Annotated in this window: 21 protein-coding genes; 13 read left to right on the forward strand and 8 right to left on the reverse strand. The window is 39.4% G+C overall.

The features are described 5' to 3' along the window. Positions 1–297: 297 nt before the first annotated feature. Positions 298–1,524 carry an MFS transporter gene (locus tag D0T50_RS02210; protein ID WP_163221545.1) on the forward strand — a complete coding sequence of 409 codons (1,227 nt, stop codon included), beginning with the start codon at positions 298–300 and terminating at the stop codon, positions 1,522–1,524. A gap of 37 nt (positions 1,525–1,561) precedes the next feature. Here the strand turns inward: D0T50_RS02210 and hemW are convergent, their stop codons facing one another. Continuing rightward, positions 1,562–2,689, reverse strand: a complete 1,128-nt coding sequence (hemW, locus tag D0T50_RS02215; RefSeq protein WP_163221546.1) for a radical SAM family heme chaperone HemW — start codon at positions 2,687–2,689, stop codon at positions 1,562–1,564. After that, on the reverse strand, positions 2,689–3,480 hold the full coding sequence (locus D0T50_RS02220; RefSeq protein ID WP_163221548.1) for a gamma-glutamyl-gamma-aminobutyrate hydrolase family protein: 792 nt from the start codon (positions 3,478–3,480) through the stop codon (positions 2,689–2,691). The genes hemW and D0T50_RS02220 overlap by 1 nt, the downstream gene beginning before the upstream one ends. Before the next feature lie 242 nt (positions 3,481–3,722). On the opposite strand from D0T50_RS02220, the gene D0T50_RS02225 reads away from it, so the two are divergent. The 3 genes from D0T50_RS02225 to D0T50_RS02235 all read left to right on the forward strand — a co-directional run bounded on the left by D0T50_RS02225 (position 3,723) and on the right by D0T50_RS02235 (position 8,445). Beyond that, the gene (locus D0T50_RS02225) at positions 3,723–5,879 is read left to right on the forward strand and encodes a translation factor GTPase family protein (RefSeq protein ID WP_163221550.1); all 2,157 of its coding nucleotides are present in this window, start codon (positions 3,723–3,725) and stop codon (positions 5,877–5,879) included. Between the two features lie 321 nt (positions 5,880–6,200). Then, positions 6,201–7,739, forward strand: a complete 1,539-nt coding sequence (locus tag D0T50_RS02230; RefSeq protein ID WP_163221552.1) for a sensor histidine kinase KdpD — start codon at positions 6,201–6,203, stop codon at positions 7,737–7,739. A gap of 4 nt (positions 7,740–7,743) precedes the next feature. Then, entirely contained in the window at positions 7,744–8,445 is a 702-nt protein-coding gene (locus D0T50_RS02235) for a response regulator transcription factor (RefSeq protein WP_163221554.1), read from the forward strand. A gap of 86 nt (positions 8,446–8,531) precedes the next feature. Here D0T50_RS02235 and D0T50_RS13605 read toward each other — a convergent pair whose 3' ends face one another. Next, positions 8,532–8,708 (reverse strand): hypothetical protein, encoded by a 177-nt coding sequence (locus D0T50_RS13605; protein ID WP_203558165.1) that lies wholly within the window; start codon positions 8,706–8,708, stop codon positions 8,532–8,534. Positions 8,709–8,829: 121 nt separating this feature from the next. Beyond that, positions 8,830–9,276, reverse strand: coding sequence for a MarR family winged helix-turn-helix transcriptional regulator (locus D0T50_RS02240; protein WP_163221556.1), 447 nt, complete (start codon positions 9,274–9,276; stop codon positions 8,830–8,832). A gap of 153 nt (positions 9,277–9,429) precedes the next feature. On the opposite strand from D0T50_RS02240, the gene rpsF reads away from it, so the two are divergent. From rpsF to rplI, 3 genes are read left to right on the forward strand one after another with little or no spacing between them, the layout of a single operon-like run. Continuing rightward, positions 9,430–9,777, forward strand: coding sequence for a 30S ribosomal protein S6 (gene rpsF, locus D0T50_RS02245; protein ID WP_163221558.1), 348 nt, complete (start codon positions 9,430–9,432; stop codon positions 9,775–9,777). A 2-nt stretch (positions 9,778–9,779) separates the two neighbouring features. Then, entirely contained in the window at positions 9,780–10,052 is a 273-nt protein-coding gene (gene rpsR, locus D0T50_RS02250) for a 30S ribosomal protein S18 (protein WP_163213217.1), read from the forward strand. Positions 10,053–10,072: 20 nt separating this feature from the next. Continuing rightward, positions 10,073–10,516, forward strand: coding sequence for a 50S ribosomal protein L9 (gene rplI / locus D0T50_RS02255; RefSeq protein ID WP_163221560.1), 444 nt, complete (start codon positions 10,073–10,075; stop codon positions 10,514–10,516). Positions 10,517–10,600: 84 nt separating this feature from the next. On the opposite strand, the gene D0T50_RS02260 is transcribed toward rplI, so the two are convergent. Then, complete coding sequence (locus D0T50_RS02260) at positions 10,601–12,274, reverse strand: long-chain fatty acid--CoA ligase (protein WP_163221562.1); 1,674 nt, start codon at positions 12,272–12,274, stop codon at positions 10,601–10,603. A gap of 100 nt (positions 12,275–12,374) precedes the next feature. Between D0T50_RS02260 and mtaB the strand changes: the two genes are divergently transcribed. The 6 genes from mtaB (at position 12,375) to D0T50_RS02290 (ending at position 18,277) form a co-directional block, all read left to right on the forward strand. Further along, on the forward strand, positions 12,375–13,697 hold the full coding sequence (mtaB, locus tag D0T50_RS02265) for a tRNA (N(6)-L-threonylcarbamoyladenosine(37)-C(2))-methylthiotransferase MtaB (protein WP_163221564.1): 1,323 nt from the start codon (positions 12,375–12,377) through the stop codon (positions 13,695–13,697). Positions 13,698–13,701: 4 nt separating this feature from the next. Further along, positions 13,702–14,724: a glycosyltransferase family 2 protein gene (locus D0T50_RS02270; protein WP_163221566.1), complete on the forward strand. Its 1,023-nt coding sequence runs from the start codon at positions 13,702–13,704 to the stop codon at positions 14,722–14,724. A 12-nt stretch (positions 14,725–14,736) separates the two neighbouring features. Continuing rightward, entirely contained in the window at positions 14,737–15,264 is a 528-nt protein-coding gene (locus tag D0T50_RS02275; protein ID WP_163221568.1) for a methylglyoxal synthase, read from the forward strand. Between the two features lie 231 nt (positions 15,265–15,495). Further along, positions 15,496–16,389 carry a lysophospholipid acyltransferase family protein gene (locus tag D0T50_RS02280; protein WP_239058186.1) on the forward strand — a complete coding sequence of 298 codons (894 nt, stop codon included), beginning with the start codon at positions 15,496–15,498 and terminating at the stop codon, positions 16,387–16,389. Between the two features lie 23 nt (positions 16,390–16,412). Further along, the gene (locus tag D0T50_RS02285) at positions 16,413–17,405 is read left to right on the forward strand and encodes a stealth family protein (RefSeq protein ID WP_163221570.1); all 993 of its coding nucleotides are present in this window, start codon (positions 16,413–16,415) and stop codon (positions 17,403–17,405) included. Further along, entirely contained in the window at positions 17,402–18,277 is an 876-nt protein-coding gene (locus tag D0T50_RS02290) for a glycosyltransferase family 92 protein (protein WP_163221572.1), read from the forward strand. The genes D0T50_RS02285 and D0T50_RS02290 overlap by 4 nt, the downstream gene beginning before the upstream one ends. Positions 18,278–18,377: 100 nt before the next feature. On the opposite strand, the gene D0T50_RS02295 is transcribed toward D0T50_RS02290, so the two are convergent. The 3 genes from D0T50_RS02295 to D0T50_RS02305 all read right to left on the reverse strand — a co-directional run bounded on the left by D0T50_RS02295 (position 18,378) and on the right by D0T50_RS02305 (position 20,682). After that, positions 18,378–19,154: a glycosyltransferase gene (locus D0T50_RS02295; protein ID WP_163221574.1), complete on the reverse strand. Its 777-nt coding sequence runs from the start codon at positions 19,152–19,154 to the stop codon at positions 18,378–18,380. 85 nt (positions 19,155–19,239) lie between these two features. Then, on the reverse strand, positions 19,240–19,608 hold the full coding sequence (gene folB, locus D0T50_RS02300) for a dihydroneopterin aldolase (RefSeq protein WP_163221576.1): 369 nt from the start codon (positions 19,606–19,608) through the stop codon (positions 19,240–19,242). A gap of 12 nt (positions 19,609–19,620) precedes the next feature. Next, positions 19,621–20,682 (reverse strand): acyltransferase family protein, encoded by a 1,062-nt coding sequence (locus D0T50_RS02305; protein WP_163221578.1) that lies wholly within the window; start codon positions 20,680–20,682, stop codon positions 19,621–19,623. Between the last annotated feature and the right edge of the window lie 79 nt (positions 20,683–20,761).

Raw genomic sequence — 20,761 nt, forward strand, 5'->3', positions numbered from 1 at the left:
CTTGTTGAGAATAAATACTCGCCTTGTTGAGAACAAATACTCACCATGTTGAGAATTTATTCTCAACATGATAAAACCTTTTGAGAAAAATTGCTTGTGAAAACCTTGTGAAGGATAAAAGAGGGGGTCTTCACAAGTAACTCACTCACTACCATCTTGTTACAGCGATATGTGAATGTGAAGACCTGTTTCGTAAAACTACATTTGGAGTGTTTGTAAGCCATTGGGTTGAAAAATATGTACTAAATTAATTTCGTCGATAGGTGTATATATAATAATTAAGAATAATTTTGCAGCATGAAAAATAATACTGTTTTGAATCATACAACGACTTCATCTTCCCGAACAACCTTGAATATTTTGTTTGCTCTTAGTTTGGCACACATGTTCAATGATATGTTTCAATCTGTGGTGTCTGCCAGCTACCCGGTAATAAAAGACAATCTAGCTCTTTCATTTGGGCAAATAGGGATAATAGCTTTGATTTATCAGATTTGTGCGTCTGTTTTTCAGCCGGTTTTTGGCGTGCTTTTTGACAAACGACCTACGCCTTGGTATCTGACAATCGGTACAGCATCTACGCTGACGGGGCTATTGATTCTTGCCTTTGCGAATTCTCTATATTTGGTTATAATTTCGGTTGCCTTTATTGGTCTGGGGTCGTCCATTATCCATCCGGAAGCTTCCCGACTGACTCATTATGCCTCAGGTGGTAAACATGGGCTTGCACAATCTATATTTCAGGTTGGAGGCAATTTGGGAGGTGCGATAGGGCCTCTGTTGGCAGCTCTGGTTATAGCACCATACGGTCAACGTTATATGGCAGTATTTGCCGGTGTAGCTATTATTTCCATGTTAACTAAACGACCAATAGTAAAATGGTATAAAGCCAGAATTAAAACAATTCAGTCTCCTGCTGGTAAGAGAGAGGTGATTCATAGAGTACGCCTTACGAAAAAACAGGTTTATTATTCGTTATTAATCTTGTTGATACTTATATTTTCTAAATATGTGTATACGGCGAGTTTGAGCAACTATTATACCTTTTATTTGATCGAGAAATTTGGTATAACAACTCAGCAATCTCAGTTTTTCTTATTTGCTTTTTTGTTTGCTTCGGCAGTAGGTACATTGCTCGGAGGTCCGATAGGGGATAGGTTTGGAAGGAAATATGTGATTTGGTTTTCTATTTTGGGTACAGCTCCGTTTTCTTTATTGATGCCCCATGCCAATCTGTTCTGGACATGTGTGTTAAGCATACTCATTGGCTTAGTCCTTTCTTCTGCTTTCTCGGCAATTCTTGTATATGCACAGGAATTATTGCCAACTAAAGTTGGACTGATTTCTGGACTCTTTTTTGGACTGGCATTTGGTATTGCCGGAATTGCGGCAGCTGTATTGGGTAATATTGCCGATCATAATGGAATTGAATATGTCTATAAATTCTGTGCTTATATGCCTTTGCTTGGTTTTGTGGCCATTTTTCTGCCTAATGTAAAGCCGTTAAGAAATGGTTCGCATTAATGTGTTTAGTCGGAAGAGATAAATTCAAAACAGTTTCTTAAACGCGCAACAATTCTCCCATTATTCCGTCCGAAATAAATATACCTTTGGGTGTTAGTCGCAAATAGTCGTCAACATGACAAAGTTCTTCTCGGTTGATAAATGGTTGTGCTGCTTTCAAACAATGCTGCAGAAACTCATCGCCAAACTGTATTTCCAGTTGTTTGAGCGAAACCCCTTTATTCGTACGGAGTGATGTGATAATAAGCTCGTTATAGCGATTCTCTATATTTAGTATTTCTTTTTCAAAAGGACGTTTGCCTGCTTCTATTCCTTTTATGTATAGAGCGATGTCTGCGGTGTTCCATTCGCGGCTTTCTCCGTCGAATGAGTGGGCAGACGGTCCACATCCTAGATACTTCGTTCCACTCCAATAAGCGGAATTATGGCGTGAATGTTGTTCTGGTTTTGCAAAGTTGGAAATTTCGTAATGCTCATATCCGGCAGCTGTAAGTTTTGTTATCAATGTTTGGAAGAATTGAAGGCTGTTTGCTTCGCTCACTTCTGCTATTTGCTTCTTGCGTAATAAGGCATGAATAGCTGTGCCCTCTTCGTAGGTAAGGTGGTAGGCAGAGATGTGATTGGGGTTTAAGGCTATGGCTTGTGTTAAATCATGCTCCCAAACTTCGAGCGTTTCGCCAGGTAACCCATAGATTAAATCAATGCTGATATTGTGGAATCCATACTGTTTGGCACGTGATATTGCTTCGATAGCTTGGATGCTGTTGTGTCTGCGATTAAGCAACTTCAATAGGTTGTCATCGAATGTTTGTATGCCGATGCTCAGGCGATTGATAGCAGTGTGTGACAATGCTTCAAGAAACGTATCGGACAGGTCGTCGGGGTTAGCCTCGAGAGTTACTTCTTTCCATGACCCCTTATTATATATACTAGCAATGGTTTGAAGTATTTGTTCAATCTCTTTTATGCTTAGTTGCGAGGGTGTGCCACCGCCAAAATAAATGGTTTCAATAGGTTCGCCTTGCAAATAGCCAACTCTTTCGGTTAACTCTTGGCAGAGAGCGTGTACATACGCTTCTCTTAGCTGTTCGTTGGTCGAGGAGTAGAAGTCACAATAGATGCATCTTGTTTTGCAAAAAGGAACGTGAATATAGATACCTGCCATTATTGTTTTGTTTTTTTGTATTCCAACGCTTGTTCAATCATAAAATCAAAAAAGCGGATCATAATGGTATCGCCACCCGCAACATGACCTTCGGGATGGAATTGCACACCCCAGATAGGGCGCCCGGAAATATTCTCAATAACTTCGGGGATACTGTCGCACGCCCAGCCTGTTATGGAAAATCCCGGAGCAACATCCTTCACTGCTTGATGGTGAAAGCTGTTGGTTGCCAACTCGGTTTCGCCTGTTATGGTGGCTATGACAGATTCGGATAGTAATTTTACGTAGTGTGTAGGATATTTGGACGAGATGCTTTGTCTGTGATTTACCGTGCTATCAGCGCATTGCGAAGGGATGTCTTGGTATAAAGTTCCACCAAAGGCAACGTTAATCAGTTGTTCTCCACGACAAATTCCGAGCATGGGCATGCCGCGTTCGGAGGCAAGACGGATGAGTGCTAAATCATAAAAATCGCGTACTTCGTTTACTTTTCCCAACTCGGGAATGGGAGCTTCGTTGTAATATTGTGGATGGATATCTTCGCCGCCGGTAAGTATTAATGCATCGACTAATGAAAGAATCTCGTCTAAGGCTTTCTCGCTCTCTATGATGGGGATAAGCAAAGGAAGACCACCTGCTTTTAGTACCGACTCTGTATAGGTTCTCGATACTTGGGAATAGCTGTTGTTAGGGTGCGAACAAGAAATGCCGATAACAGGCTTGGGGGTTTCTTGTGCCGATATAACAATTGCAGTTATATATAATAAGGTGGAAATAATTGTTTTTTTCATGAAACAATCTTTTTCTTTCAAAGATATACATTTCATTTGAGTTGGCAATAAGAGGCGAATGTTGAGGCAGGGAGTCCTCCTTTACTCTTTTTACCTGTTTTATGTCTTTGTGTTGTAAAACATTGTTTTGAAACACGGTTGCGTAGATTGTTTATGCTGTAATTTATTTATAATTTGCGCATCACAATAAAAAAGGGTATGCAGTTGCATACTTAGTACTTACTTTTAAATCCTTAGATGTTATGAAAGTATATCAAACAAATGAAATTAAGAACATCGCCTTATTGGGAAGTTCTGGCTCTGGGAAAACCACTCTCGTTGAAGCAATGCTATTCGAGAGTGGAGTTATAAAACGTCGCGGAACAATTGCTGCCAAAAATACGGTAAGCGACTATTTCCCGGTTGAACAAGAGTATGGCTACTCGGTTTTCTCTACCGTGTTGCACGTTGAATGGAATAATAAGAAGTTAAATATAATAGATTGTCCGGGGTCGGACGATTTTGTGGGCGGTGCTGTTACCGCATTAAATGTTACCGATACGGCTATTGTCTTGATTAATGGTCAATATGGCGTGGAAGTGGGTACGCAAAATCACTTCAGATATACAGAAAAATTTAATAAGCCGGTTATCTTTCTGATAAACCAGTTAGATAACGAAAAAACTGATTATGAAAACGTTTTAGAACAACTGAAAGAAGCTTATGGTTCTAAAGTTGTTCCAATACAATACCCGTTGAGTACAGGGCCAGACTTTAACTCCATTATTGATGTGTTGTTAATGAAAAAGTACTCGTGGAAACCCGAAGGTGGTGCTCCTATAATTGAAGATATTCCTGCCTCGGAGCTTGAAAAAGCAACTGAAATGAATAAAGCGCTGATTGAAGCAGCTGCCGAAAATGATGAGGCGTTGATGGAAAAATTCTTTGAACAAGACTCATTGACAGAAGATGAAATGCGCGAAGGTATCCGTAAAGGACTTGTTGCTCGTGGCATGTTCCCTGTGTTCTGCGTATGCGCAGGAAAGGATATGGGTGTTCGTCGCTTAATGGAATTTCTTGGTAATGTGGTTCCTTTTGTGGATGATATGCCGAAAGTAACCGATAAAGAGGGCAAAGAAGTAGCTCCAGATGCAAAAGCGCCTACTTCGCTTTATTTCTTTAAGACCAGCGTTGAACCGCATATTGGTGAAGTTTCTTATTTTAAAGTAATGAGCGGAACTGTTAAGGAAGGCGATGACTTGGTGAATGCTGATAGAGGCTCAAAAGAACGTATTGCTCAGATGTATGCTGTGGCGGGTTCTAACCGTGTTAAAGTTGAAGAACTAAAAGCAGGTGATATTGGTGCTGCTGTTAAACTGAAAGATGTAAAGACGGGCAATACGCTGAATAGTAAAGAGGTTCATCATCAATTTGACTTTATTAAATATCCAAACTCCAAATATTCAAGGGCTATCAGACCGGTGAATGAGTCGGATGTGGAAAAGATGATGAGTATCCTGAACCGTATGCACGAAGAAGATCCGACATGGGTAGTAGAACAGTCGAAAGAATTGCGTCAAACAATTGTACATGGACAGGGAGAATTCCATTTGCGTACATTGAAATGGCGTATAGAAACAAACGAAAAATTACAAATAACGTACGAAGAACCACGTATCCCATATCGTGAAACCATTACTAAAGCTGCCCGTGCCGATTATCGTCATAAGAAACAATCGGGTGGAGCAGGTCAGTTTGGTGAGGTTCATATGATTGTAGAGCCCTACAAAGAAGGTATGCCTGTGCCCGAAACTTATAAGTTCAATGGTCAGGAATTTAAAATAAGTGTGAAGGGTACTGAAGAAATTCCATTGGAATGGGGTGGCAAGCTGGTATTTATCAATAGTATTGTAGGTGGATCTATTGATACACGCTTCTTACCTGCTATTCTGAAAGGTGTTATGGCTCGAATGGAGCAAGGTCCTTTAACAGGTTCGTATGCTCGCGATGTGCGTGTGATAGTGTATGATGGAAAGATGCATCCGGTAGATTCCAATGAAATATCATTTATGCTTGCCGGACGTAACGCATTTAGCGATGCATTTAAGAATGCAGGTCCTAAAATCCTTGAACCAATTTATGATGTAGAAGTATTTGTACCATCAGATAGAATGGGTGATGTAATGGGTGATTTGCAAGGACGTCGCGCCATGATTATGGGTATGAGTAGTGAAAAAGGTTTTGAGAAACTGGTTGCTAAGGTACCTTTGAAGGAAATGTCTTCCTATTCTACTGCGCTAAGCTCGCTTACTGGTGGACGTGCTTCTTTTATAATGAAATTTGCAAGCTACGAGCTTGTTCCTGCTGATGTTCAAGATAAGTTAATCAAAGAATTTGAAGCAAAACAAGCCGAAGATTAATTCCTTACCAATAAAACCATTAATGCTGACCGTCGCTCTTAAAGGGTGACGGTCTTTTTTTGTAGATTAAGCTACTCTTCTTCTTGAACAAAGAGTCGTTATTCCTTGTTAAATAACTAAAGCGTTTGTATTGATTTAAATAACATGATTTGTTCTTGAGCTTTAATATTGCATTAAATTAACGAAAATGATAGCTGGAAAATATCTTGAAATTGCTTTATTGATATGTTGAGTGTTTTGTATTTGTTAATTTGATTGATTTTGCGGTTAAAACAGGTTAATTGGCTATGAATGTTAATTAGGGATTGTTAATTTTGTAGTATGAAAAAGTCAACAATCTGGATATTAGGTGTTGTAATGGCTCTCTCGTTTCTGGGGCTGCTGCTTTTGCAGATAAGTTACATGGAAGAAATGCTAAAGATGCGTAATGAACAGTTTACTGATGCTGTGCAGCGTAGTCTCTCTCAAGTTTCTGACGATGTTGCTTATGAGGAAACAAGACGTTGGCTGGAAGAAGATGTGAAAGGTACTGAAATGAAAGGAGTGGTTGCTCAGCAAGAAGCCGCACATACTACTATTCAGCAAACACAACGTTATGGCATTAAAACGCCTGACGGAGCTTTCTCGTTTGAGCAACAAATGACAACAACAGAAGTTTCTGCGCTACCGAAAGCGTTGATTCGTAAGCCGGGGGCAAGTGCTATACCGCAAACATCGAGATCTTTGACAGAGGCGATTAAAAATCGCTATATGTACCAAAAGGCGTTGATGGACGAGGTTGTGTTGAGGATGGTTAGTCGCGCAAGTGATATGCCATTGGAGAAACGTGTGAATTTTCGTAATTTGGATCAATACCTTCAGTCTGCCTTTATTAATAATAGCATAGATTTGAAATATCATTTTAGGGTTATTGATAAAGATGGGCGCGAAGTTTATAGATGTTCAGACTATGAAGAAGAAGGAAGTGAGAATTCCTACAGTCAGATATTGTTTCAAAACGATCCGCCGGCTAAGATGAGTAAGGTGTATGTGCATTTCCCTGCGAAACGCAATTATATCTTTGCTTCTATTAGCTTTATGATACCTTCGCTGATGTTTACTTTTGTATTGCTGATAACATTTATCTTTACGATATATATCATCTTTAGACAGAAGAAACTGACCGAGATGAAAAATGACTTTGTGAACAATATGACACACGAATTTAAAACGCCGATATCAACAATTTCATTGGCGGCGCAAATGTTGAAAGACCCTGCGGTGGGTAAGTCGCCACAAATGTTTCAGCATATTTCGGGTGTAATTAATGATGAAACAAAACGCCTGAGATTTCAGGTAGAGAAGGTGTTGCAAATGTCTATGTTTGATAGACAGAAAGCGATATTGAAGATGAAGGAGATTGATGCAAATGAAATGATTGCGGGTGTTATCAATACCTTTACTTTGAAAGTGGAGCGATATAATGGAAAAATAACATCAACTCTGGATGCTGAGAATGCAGATGTATTTGCTGACGAAATGCACATTACTAATGTTGTTTTTAACTTGATGGATAATGCCGTTAAGTATAAAAAACCTGAAGAAGATTTGTTGTTGGATGTGAAGACGTGGAATGAGGCTGGCAAACTGATGATTTCAATACAAGACAATGGTGTAGGTATTAAGAAAGAGAATCTAAAGAAGATTTTTGAAAAATTCTACCGAGTGCACACCGGTAACCTGCACGATGTTAAAGGATTTGGTTTGGGGCTTGCATACGTGAAAAAAATAATCGAAGACCACAAAGGCTCAATACGTGTAGAGAGTGAGTTGAATGTGGGAACTAAATTTATTATTGTATTACCTTTATTAAAAAAATAAGAATATGGAAGAAAAATTGCGTATTTTATTGTGCGAAGATGATGAGAATCTTGGCATGCTTTTGAGAGAATATTTGCAGGCTAAAGGGTATTATGCAGATTTGCAACCCGACGGTGAAGCTGGTTATAAAGCTTTCTTGAAAAATAAATACGACTTGTGCGTGTTTGATGTGATGATGCCTAAAAAAGATGGATTCAGCTTGGCGCAAGAAGTGCGTGCGATTAATGCTGAGATTCCAATTATCTTCCTTACGGCTAAAACTTTGAAAGAAGATATCTTGGAAGGATTCAAGATTGGTGCCGATGATTATATAACTAAGCCATTTAGCATGGAAGAGTTGACTTTCAGAATTGAGGCAATTTTGAGACGTGTTCGTGGAAAGAAGAGCAAAGAAAGCAGTGTGTATAAAATAGGTAAGTTTACTTTTGATACGCAGAAGCAGATTTTGTCTATAGAGGGTACTCAAACTAAGTTAACAACAAAAGAATCTGAGTTGTTAGCGTTACTTTGTGCGCACGCTAACGAAATTCTTCAACGTGATTTTGCGCTGAAAACGATTTGGATTGATGATAATTATTTCAATGCACGTAGCATGGATGTGTATATCACTAAACTTCGTAAACATTTGAAGGCCGATCCATCTATCGAAATTATCAATATTCATGGCAAGGGCTATAAATTGATTACACCTGATACGGAAGTATAATCTTTTGTGGTATATACTGCTAAAAAGAAGAACCCTGAATGAAAAAACATTCAGGGTTCTTCTTTTCTTTTTAAATCCGGTATAACTTAGTCTACAATCTTCTTATTTAGGATGATGTAAGTGATAAAGCCAACAACGATTAGGCCAATTGATGATCCTAAGATAACATTGTCATTTACATTTCCTGTGAAAGAGCTGGCAATTAGGATTATTGCCCCGGCTAAGATTAAGATAATTCCCAGATTCTTCAATAATGCTTTCATTGGTATTTATTTTTATTGATTATTATTTTCTGACCTACAAATTAAAGAATAAAAGTTTAACGAAAGAAATTATTTATGCAAAAAAAGTCTTATTCGTTATATTTAGAGAGTTGCTAGCTGTTTATTCTGTTATGTTTGAAAATATTTTCAGCATAACTTCTTGGCTGATACGTAATTCTTCGGCGGAAATGTCCTTCAGTGCCTCACGTAATGTTTGAATAACAATTGGTCTGATTTTCTCTTCTAAATCCCTTCCTGTCTTTGTGAGATGGATAAGATTGGTGCGCCTGTCGTGCTTGTCCGAAATCCGCACAACTAAATGTTGGCGTTCCATGTTGTCAATAAGCCGGGTCATGCTGGGTTTATCTTTGAAAGTGGCAGTGCAGAGTTCTTGCTGGGTAACCCCGTCTTTTTTCCAAAGAGATAGCAGTACCGTCCACTGTTCGGGGGTTATGCTTTGCTCGTTGGCGCGGAAGTTGCGATACAGGCTACGGTTGATAGCTGCCGAAACTTTGCCGTTTAGAATGGCAAAGACTAATCTGATATCTAAGTCGAATTGTTCTATCATAAATAATTGTTCAAGCAACTACAAAGATAGGCTATTTTTGCATATAGCTTACAATCAAGGTTTTATTTTTGTGGTTATTTTGTTGTTTCAAATAAAAACTATACTTTTGCACTCGCATTATTAAAATAATAATAAACAATTAATTAAAAACGTATGAATCATTACGAAACCGTTTTCATTTTAACTCCCGTTTTGTCTGATGCACAGATGAAGGAAGCGGTAGAAAAATTCAAAGGCGTACTTCAAGCAGAGGGCGCTGAGATTGTGAATGAAGAGAACTGGGGCTTGAAGAAATTGGCTTATCCAATTCAAAAGAAGTCTACCGGTTTTTATCAACTGATTGAGTTCGATGCTAATGCAGATGTAATTGACAAGTTGGAACTCCAATTCCGTCGCGATGAGCGCGTAATCCGTTTCCTAACATTCAAGCAAGACAAGTTTGCTGCGGAGTATGCTGCTAAGAGAAGAAGTTTAAAAACAATTAAAAAGGAGGAAAACTAATCATGGCACAACAAAATCAATCAGAAATCAGATACCTAACTCCCCCTTCAGTGGATGTTAAGAAGAAGAAATATTGCCGTTTCAAAAAGAGCGGTATTAAGTATATCGATTACAAAGATCCTGAATTCTTGAAGAAATTCTTGAATGAGCAAGGTAAAATCCTTCCTCGTCGCATTACTGGTACTTCATTGAAGTTCCAACGTAGAATTGCGCAAGCTGTGAAAAGAGCTCGTCACTTGGCGTTGCTACCTTATGTAACTGATATGATGAAATAATTGAAGGAGGCAATAAGAATATGGAAATTATTTTAAAAGAAGACGTAGTAAACTTAGGTTATAAGAACGACATAGTAACTGTAAAATCAGGTTACGGACGTAATTTCTTGATACCTACAGGAAAAGCCGTAATTGCTTCTCCTTCTGCAAAGAAGATGTTGGCTGAAGATTTGAAGCAACGTGCTCATAAATTGGAGAAAATCAAAAAGGATGCTGAAGCTGCTGCTGCTAAATTGGAAGGTGTAACTCTTACTATTCCTACTAAAGTTAGCTCTACAGGCACTATCTTTGGTTCGGTTGGTAATATCCAAATAGCTGAAGCTCTAGCTAAATTAGGTCACGAAGTGGATAGAAAGCTGATTGTAGTGAAAGAAGCTGTAAAAGAAGTTGGTGCTTATAAAGCTATTGTTAAACTTCACAAAGAAGTTTCAGTAGAGATACTATTCGAAGTAGTTGCAGAGTAATTCTGTATACAGATATAATATAGAAGCGACCGGTTCATTATGAATCGGTCGTTTCTTTTTATGCTCTTTTGGCTGCGAAGCACTTTAGTCTACTGCGATGCTGTTGTATAGAAAACGTTTGATGCTTCGTTTGGGCGTTTTCTCAAATTCGGTAGGGTATAATTGAATACGGCTAACCTTTTCGTACGTAGCTACGCTTGCATTTAGAGTTTTAAGATTTTCGTCCATGATGGTTTTGATTTCTCCTTCTTTGCCTAATCCAAGAGAATCGAGTGTTTCGTAGTCGGCGTATACTAAAGCAACGAGTTTTTTATTGCGTTCTATCACTAAACTTTCCAAAATAAATGGCAAGTTGTTGAGCTTGGTTTCTATCTCTTCGGGGAAAATGTTTTGTCCACTCGAACTAAGAATCATTGTTTTGCTACGCCCCCGTAGAAATAGATTGTCATTTTCGTCTATAGTGCCGAGGTCACCGGTACGTAACCAACCATCTTCGGTAAATACCTCTTTTGTGGCTTCTTCATTCTTGAAGTAGCCTGCCATTACGTTTTCGCCACGTACTTGTATTTCGCCGAGCTTGTCTTCGGGGTGTTTTTTGTAAACACGCGCTTCCATAATATCAAGTATTTTACCCGATGATGTTGGAATAAACTCATCGTACGGGGCATAGCTAATAAGTGGGGCGCATTCTGTCATGCCGTAACCTACGGTAAATGGGAATTTTATTTTATGAAAAAATTCTTCTACTTCGGGGTTAATAGCAGCACCTCCAATGATAACTTCCTTAAAGCGTCCACCCATCGCATCAACAAGCTTTTTGCGAATTTGTCCATATATTTGCGCGTCGAGCAGCGGGATATTGAGTGCCCATCGCATACCTCTTTTATTAATGAGTGGCTGGATAACGTTTTTATAAATTTTTTCGATAACCAGTGGTACGGTAATAATAAGATTAGGCTTTACCTCTTCAAAAGCTTTCATGATAATCTTTGGTGAGGGGAGTTTACCTAATAAGGTCACGTGTGTACCTACGGCAGTTGCTGTGAGGAAATCGAATGCACATCCATACGCATGAGCCAGAGGCAAGAAAGAGAGTACTTTATCGTGCTTCTTTAATAAACCGGTACGTATTCCAAAAGTTACGTTTCCCGCAAGATTGTTTCCTGTAAGCATTACACCTTTACTAAACCCGGTTGTGCCCGAAGTGTAGTTCAGTAGCATTACTTTATCATTAGAGAGTGTGGTGTATTCTATATCTTCTTTGCGGAAACCTTTTGGGTAGGCTTGTTGCATCTCATCGTCAATCTTCTTTAAGAAAAGCTGAACGGTTTCGCCATCGCGCTGATGTAAACAGCGGAAGTCAGTCAGTGAGAAAACTCCGCGAACCCCTTGCATTCTTTCTTCTTCGAGGTAGTCCCAAATATTGTCTGCGGTAAAGAGAAAGACCGACTCGGAGTGTGAAATAATGTGATGTACATCGTTCGGATTGAAATCTTGCAGAATTGGTACAACGATGCCGCCATAGGTGATGGTTGCCATGTAGGCAATGCACCAGTTGGAGTTGTTCTTACCAATAATAGCAATTTTATCGCCACGGCGTAGGCTGCAGTGTTTGAATAATAAATGCAGTTTGGCTATCTCTCTGGCTACTTGCCCGTAGGTGTAGTTGATGTTTTCATCGTAATCGGAATAACAGGGTAAGTCCCAGTTGTCGCGAAAACTACTCTCGTAGAGTTTAATGAAGTTCTCTTTTATCATTGCACAATCAGTTTAAAACAAAGCAAATGTAAACAGAATATTTGATAAAGTAAGCATTTGGAAATAATATCGTACCTTTGCCCTTATTAGCGCTCGCTTTATGATAGATACTACTATATTTCAAGATAAAACAGCTGTTTACTACACGCTCGGCTGTAAATTAAATTTTTCCGAAACCTCTACCATTGGTAAAACATTAAAGGAGGCGGGAGTAAGAGATGCACGTAAAGGTGAACAGGCGGATATTTGTGTGATTAATACTTGTTCTGTTACCGAAACTGCCGATAAAAAGTGCCGCCAAGCCATTCATAAGTTAACAAAGCAGCATCCTAACGCTTTTGTTGTGGTGACCGGGTGTTATGCACAGCTTAAACCTGATGTTATTACACAGATTGAAGGAGTTGATTTGGTGCTTGGTGCCGAGCAAAAGAAAGATATATTACAATATCTTTCTACTCTTTCGCGCGATGACAATAAGGGTGGGGCATATGTAACTGCTACTAAAGACATTCAATCCTTTGTTCCTTCGTGTTCGCGGGGCGACCGTACCCGTTATTTTCTGAAGGTGCAAGATGGTTGTGATTATTACTGTTCGTACTGTACTATTCCTTTTGCACGTGGAAGAAGTCGTAACGGTACTATTGAAAGTATGGTGGATCACGCCCGTGAAGTAGCTGTCGAAGGTGGCAAAGAGATTGTACTTACCGGTGTTAATATTGGCGATTTTGGCAAGAGTACCGGCGAAAATTTTCTTGATTTAGTAAAAGCACTCGATGAAGTAGAAGGTATTGAACGCTATCGGATATCTTCTATTGAACCCAATTTGCTTACTGATGAGGTGATAAGCTTCGTGGCATCTTCCAAACGTTTTATGCCGCACTTCCACATTCCACTGCAATCGGGGAGTGATGATGTGCTGAAATTGATGCGACGTAAGTACGATACAACTCTTTTTGCTTCTAAAGTTATGCGTATCAAAGAATTGATACCCGATGCATTTATAGGTGTAGATGTAATTGTGGGTACACGTGGTGAAACAGAAGACTTTTTTGAAGATGCATACAACTTTATTGCTGCATTGGATGTTACACAACTTCACGTTTTTAGTTATTCCGAACGCCCGGGCACACAAGCTTTGAAAATAGATTATGTCGTTACGCCTAAGCAGAAACATGATCGCAGCCAACGTTTATTGGCTCTATCGGACGAAAAAACGCAAATGTTTTATCAACGTTATATAGGAAAAACAATGCCGGTGTTGCTCGAAAAATCTAAATCAGGAACTCCTATGCATGGTTTTACTGCTAACTATATCCGTGTGGAGTTGGAAAACAATCATGTACTCGATAATCAAATTGTAAATGTTTGCCTCGGCGAACTTAATGAGGAAAAAACAGCCCTTTGTGGTGTAATAATAAACTAACATAATGCATAAAGTAGCCATTGTCATCTTAAACTGGAACGGATGCGAGATGCTTCAACGCTTTCTGCCTTCCGTACTTACAGCTTCTACAGGCGAGGGCATGGCGGTTTATGTGGCGGATAATGGCTCTACCGACAATTCTGTTGCAATGCTGCAAACGGAATTTCGGGATGTTAAGCTAATTCTTTTGGATAAAAACTATGGCTTTGCCCAAGGCTATAACCTTGCTTTACAGCAAGTAGAGGCAGAATATGTAGTGTTGCTTAACTCCGATGTAGAAGTTACCGAAGGTTGGTTGGCTCCTTTGATTACATATATGGATGCCAATCCACGTGTTGCTGCTTGCCAACCAAAGATAAGAAGTTGGCACAACAAGCACCATTTTGAGTATGCTGGTGCTTCGGGAGGCTTTATAGATAAATATGGTTATCCTTTCTGTCGTGGTAGAATCATGAATACACTCGAGGTCGATCATGGTCAGTACGACACAATTGTTTCTCTGTTCTGGGCTACGGGTGCAGCCTTATTTATTCGGCGGGAATGTTATTTTACAGTCGGCGGACTTGATGTCTATTTCTTTGCGCACATGGAAGAAATTGACCTTTGTTGGCGTTTACGTGCTCGTGGATATGATATTGTTTGTATTCCGCAAAGCACAGTCTACCATGTAGGTGGCGCTACACTCAATAAAGAGAATCCGCACAAAACATATCTCAATTTTCGTAACAATCTTGTAATGTTGTATAAGAATTTGCCCGAAGAGGATTTAGCGTTTGTTATGCGTATTCGTTGCCTGCTCGATTACCTCGCAGTCTTCTCTTTTGTGCTTCGTGGAGCATTTCCTAATGCGAAAGCTGTATATAATGCCCGTGAAAAATTCAAAGAAGATAAAGAGAAATTCCAGTCAATCCGACAAGACAATCTAGCAAAAACCACTATGAAAACGATTCCTGAACAAATAAATAGTTCTATCTTGTGGGCATATTATGTTAGGGGGAAGAAATTTTTCTCGCGATTGCGATTTTAATAAATACAAATTATGGATGACAAATTAGTTAGAAAGATTGGGCTTGTAGCGCACGACGCAATGAAGAAAGACCTAATCGAATGGGTTGTGTGGAACTCAGAACTGTTGATGGGACACAAATTTTACTCTACCGGCACTACTGGAGCATTGGTTCTTAAAGCTTTGCAGGAAAAACATCCTGATGTAAACTGGGATATGACGATTCTTAAGTCTGGTCCGCTTGGGGGTGACCAGCAAATAGGTTCGCGTATTGTGGATGGTGAAATTGATTACCTTTTTTTCTTTACCGACCCCATGACATTGCAACCACACGATACAGATGTTAAAGCGTTGACCCGTCTGGCTGGTGTAGAGAATATTGTTTTCTGTTGTAATCGCTCTACTGCCGATCATATTATTTCCAGTCCGTTGTTCTTAGACCCAACTTACGTTAGATCTCAATCGGATTATTCAAGCTACACCAAGCGCTTTGACAATAGGCCTGTAGTTCAGGAAGCAGTTGAATCTGTGAATAAGAAACGAATGAAAGCTCGCAAATAAGAATAAAACCAACTAAGGCTCTGTTTTGCGTTAAAACACACTTCGTTTTATAAAACAACCATTGGCGGAGTAAGTCTCCGCCAATAGACTGTCTGCGAAAATGCTATAAGCATTCTTCACGTATCTTATAATAGAAAACTTTTTCAAGGCTTTTCGTCTCTTACTTTCATAGAAAGAGCAATACTCTCGGAAAAAAGTTTTAATTTTGTTGCGCTTTGAGAAAATTTTAATTTGAGAATAATATTGGATAAACTAAAATACCATTTCGTATCGTTTGTTTGGGTACTTGGGTCGCTCATACCTTTGCGGGTTATGTACGTGCTCTCGGATGTTTTATTTTATCCTTTCTATTATTTAATAAGGTATCGTCGTAAAATAGCACACAAGAACTTGGTCGATTGTTTCCCCGAAAAGAGTGCAAAAGAAATAGCACGGATAGAGAGACATTTTTACCGCTTCTTTCTTGATAATGTATTTGAAGTCTGTAAATCGGCTTCTATCTCAAGAAAAACGATGTGCAAGCGAATGACTTTCGAAAATACGGATGAAATAAACGACTTGCTACAACAAGGGAAAAGCATTTCGCTTTATTTGGGCCACTACGGAAACTGGGAATGGATAAGCTCTATCCCTTTGCACCTGAAGGGAAATGTAGTGGCAGGGCAGATATATCGTAAACTTAGTAGCCCGCTCTCCGACAAGCTCTTTCTTCGCAACCGCAATCGTATGGGTGCTGTAAGTGTAGAGATGGATCATACGTTGCGCTGGGTTAAGGAACATGTTGATAATAAGGTAACTACCATTACAGGGTATATTGCTGACCAATCGCCACGTAGAGGCGAAACAAAACATTTCGCTAATTTTCTGAATCACTATACTCCGGTGCAGATTGGTGCGGAAAAAATAACAAAACGCTACAAGATGGAGGCTTTTTATCTTGATGTTGTGCGCGAGAAAAGAGGATATTACAAAGCAACTTTTGTGAAAATGGCTGACGATATTTCGTCATTGCCCGAAATGAAATTGACCGAAATCTATTACAATTACTTAGAAAAAAACATTCGCAGGCAACCGGAGTTTTATCTTTGGACGCATAGGCGCTTTAAACGTGCGCAAAAACTGTGAGCAAATTGTTACAAAATAGCATTATGGATATAGATTTTGTTATAACGTGGGTGGATATGGATGACCCAAATTGGAAGAAAGAGTTTTCCAAGTATTCGCCTAAAATTGACAATTCAAATAATTCTTTCTCGGAAGCACGTTTCCGTGATTACGGATTCCTGAAATATTGGTTTAGGGGAGTGGAGCAGTTTGCACCATGGGTACGTAAAATTCATTTTGTAACCTGCGGTCAGAAACCCGAATGGCTTGACGCCAGCAATCCAAAACTAAACTTGGTAAATCACGAAGATTTCATTCCCAAGCAGTTTTTGCCCTATTTCAATTCGAGTTCTATAGAAATGCATATCCACAAAATACCTGGTCTTGCCGAACATTTCGTTTACTTCAACGATGATTTCTATATGACCAATCACGTACCTGTGGAGCGCTTTTTTAGGAATGGGTTGCCTTGCGATATTGCTGCTTTTCGACAAAATACCGGTTTCTCGCAATGGGAAAAAAGAATAAAGAACAATGTACGACTTATCAACAAACACTTCGACAAGAAGGATGTGATGAGTCGTTTTCATGATAAGTGGTATAATCCTATTTATGGGAAGAAGGCGCGATTAAATTATTTGTTGAAGTGGTATCCTAAGTTTATCACCTTGCGTACACCTCATAATGCACAACCCTATCTTAAAAGCACTTTTGAGGATGTTTGGGCATCAGCCGAAAAAGAATTACTGGAAACCTCTACACATCGCTTTCGTTGTACTGCCGACTTAACTCCTGAGTTGTTTCGTACTTGGCAAATTTGCAAAGGGAATTTTGAGCCATACAACACGTATAATGATACCAAAATGTTTCCATTGGTAATAAAATCGGAACAGGCAATTGCAGCTGTGCGGAATCAAACGTATAAACTTGTTTGCTTGAACGATAATGTGCATATTCGTAACTATGCGCAAGTAATGCAGAATTTGCAAGCTGCTTTTCAGAGCATTCTACCTACAAAATCAAGCTTTGAATTATGAATAAAGTGTTAGCCGAAGCAATTGCCGGACTCATACCCAATAAGATGGCACGCAATAGATGGCGTGGCATTTTACGCTATGGCCCTGTCTCGGCTATTAAGCTAATCAACCGTTTAAAGCGTGAAAAAGATACCCCTATCCGCTACTATTTAGCCGTTTGTGCCATTGCAAAAAATGAAGGGGCTTACATGGTTGAATGGATTGAACATCATCGCAAACTTGGTGTAGAGAAATTTTATATTTACGACAATGAAAGCACGGACAATACGCGCGAGGTATTAGCTCCTTATATTGAATCTGGTTTGGTGGCATATCATCTGTTTCCGGGTACTAAGCAACAACTTCCTGCATATGATCACTGTTTGGAGCATTATCGCATGGAGGCGCGTTGGATTGCAGTTATAGATTTGGATGAGTTCATCCTCCCATTGAAGGACAAAACAATACCTGAGTTCCTGAAACGGTTTGAGGAGTTTCCTGTGGTAGAAATAAACTGGCTACTCTATGGGAGCGGTGGTGCTAAAGAAAAAGTTGAAGGTACAGTTATGGAGAGATTTAAGCGTCATTCTCTTCCTAATCATATTTCAAACAGACACGTGAAGAGTATTGTTAATCCGCGGCGTGTGTTTAATTTCATTGGTTGTCATGAGGCAGCTCGAATATCTGGCAAAGCTGCCGATTCACATGGAATGCCCATAACGAAGAATTTCCGCGATCGCGAACCACAGCAAGATGTAATCCGCATCAATCACTACGCAGTGAAATCTTACGAAGAGTTTTTAGGGAAACGTGCGCGTGGTAGAGCTCGCACATTAAATCAACGTGGGTTGGACTACTTCAAAGAATTCGACCTTAACGATATAGAAGAATAATCCCTTTCCTTTTTTGGCATAGTTTCATCGGTTGTCAGCCATAGCCTCACGCCCCGTCAGCCATAGTTTCATGCCTCGTCAGCCTATGGCTCACGATTCGTCAACCATAGTTTTGTATCCGCTTCTTTATTTCGGGGTATTTCTCGACTATTTCTTCGAATGCTTTTCTGTTTACATCCACTCCACTTTTGAAATTGGTGGTTTTCAAGGATAATTCTTTGGGCTTTTTGAGTCCGCGTGGTTTATTATGTGGACCAAATGGTACAGGGAGTATCTTTGTGCCATTTATAACAGCGGCTGCCCAGAATCCAAAATCGTCATTGGTTGGCACCAAAGCTCTGAATTCTTCAATCATATCGGTCCTTAATGCATGGGGAGGGTAGAGTACACCACCCACACCTGTTGACAAATTCATAAAACTAGGTTGTAGCTTCTTGAAAAGGAAGTGATACCATCTGTACTTTGCCCATTGGCGATATGGAGCGTTTGCCTTAATGTGTTTAGCACGGTGTGCAATAATCATATTAGGCATTTGTTCGTGCCAGGTAAGTAAGTCGCGCAACATGTGTTTATGATACCAAACGTCATCATCGACTGTTACGATAGCTGCTTCAGGGAAATCCTTAAGCGCAGGGAGTAGTTTCCTGTACGAACGAATTTCGTCATCGTAATTCCTGATTTCAAATATTTTATTATTCTCTGCCATTTCTAAAAGCACTTGTGGTACTTTGCTTTCAGGAAACTGTGCATAAGTGAGATAAAGTACAATTTTATCGGGAAGAACAGAGCTTTCCAGCAGAGACTGAATAGCGCGTGTTGCGTATGGTATAGCTGCGGGGAAAGATGTTAAGGATATAATTACTTGTGGCTTTTGCATTGTATTGTTTTTTATATAACGATGACTACTCTTTGATATAGACAAAGGTAGGAAATTATTTGAAGAACAAGACAAAAGAGGATGATTATCTTTTGCAGTGCATCTCTACACAGGCAGCGTCTAAATCTGCTCCCATAGGTGGGTTCTTTTTGGATAGTTTGATAGAAAGTTCTGCTATTGCCGGGAAGTCATTGAACAAGCGTTCGGCAATACGGTTGCATACATGTTCTAACAGGTTGGATGGGATAGTCATTTCCTCTGCAAGTACATTGTGTACATCTGCATAGCTAACGGTTTCCGCTACGTCGTCGGACAAGCATGCCTTGGAGAAATCTGTTTTTAGTCGAAGTGTGATGTAGAATGTATTTCCAACTTTCCGTTCTTGTTTGCCAACACCGTGATATGCATAGAACGAAACGTTTTCTAAATAGATATAGCTGTCTGTGATTTGCATAAAACTCTTTGGCTACGAAGCTCCTTCTGATGAATCTGATTCCGAATTTTCTTTTTTCTTTATCGTAAGATTGGTTGGAATAAGGTCTTTTTGTGCAACGAACTGTGGCATTATCTTATTAATGATAGGTGTAGCTGCTAATGAAATAGCAAGAACAACAAGAAGAAGTACAATTGTGTATGCCCATTCGTTATAAATAAATGCACCCACAACTTTACGACAGAAGTGAAGAACAAACGCATGCACCCCTAATGTAATAACCGAATACTTTCCTAAATAAGAAATGATAGGTACATATTTGAATTGTTTTCCAATCATCATTATCATAAGTATGCCTGCAAAACCTGCTGCATAGAACTCAAAGATATTGCCGTCATAGCTATTCGTACGCATACCGGGTTTAGTTGCAAAGAAATACATGACAACCAGAGTAATTGCAACGATGATTGGGATTAATTTATCAAAACGGTGGGGCTGTAAGAAGAAATTGTAACGACGTATCCAGAAACCACCAAAGTAGAAAGGAAGAGCCGTCATAGCAACGTCAATGTATAGGGGAAGCTCAATGCGAATCTTTCCGAAAGAGAATCCGACAAGCCCTATTAACGCCACGGCACCAAAGAACAATATAATATTTCGGTGCCTAAAGATACCATGGATAATATAAAATATTATGTTGCAATTGAAAAGTGCTAACAAGAACCATATAGGAGGGTTAAAGTCAATAAGCTCATGCTTTTTGAAGACTACTAATAAGTCGGCAAACTCCACAGGCAACTGGAATGCAGGCGGATACACTTTCCAAATAATGTATTTAGCGAAGAAAGCGCCCAGGTAGAAGAAAGCAAATGGAATAATGAGCTTATTTATCTTTCGAATGAAAAATCCTAAAAAACCTTCATAAGATTTGAAAAAGATACCCGAAATGAAGAAGTAAAGCGGCATTCGGAATGACGATATGATATTGTGGCTGTCCATTTTATCGAACGGTCCCCCAATATGAGCCATCACTACAAGAATAATACAAATACCTTTGGTTAGATCGACAAAGTCAATACGTTCTTTTTTCTCCATTAAAACGTTTTAATCTTTACAATTAATTTGCAAAGATAAATAAATAGTAGAAATAACGGCTAAGTTTCAAAAATAAAAA

Origin of the sequence: Bacteroides sp. 214 (assembly GCF_010501015.1) — a bacterium.
Lineage (GTDB): Bacteria > Bacteroidota > Bacteroidia > Bacteroidales > Bacteroidaceae > Bacteroides.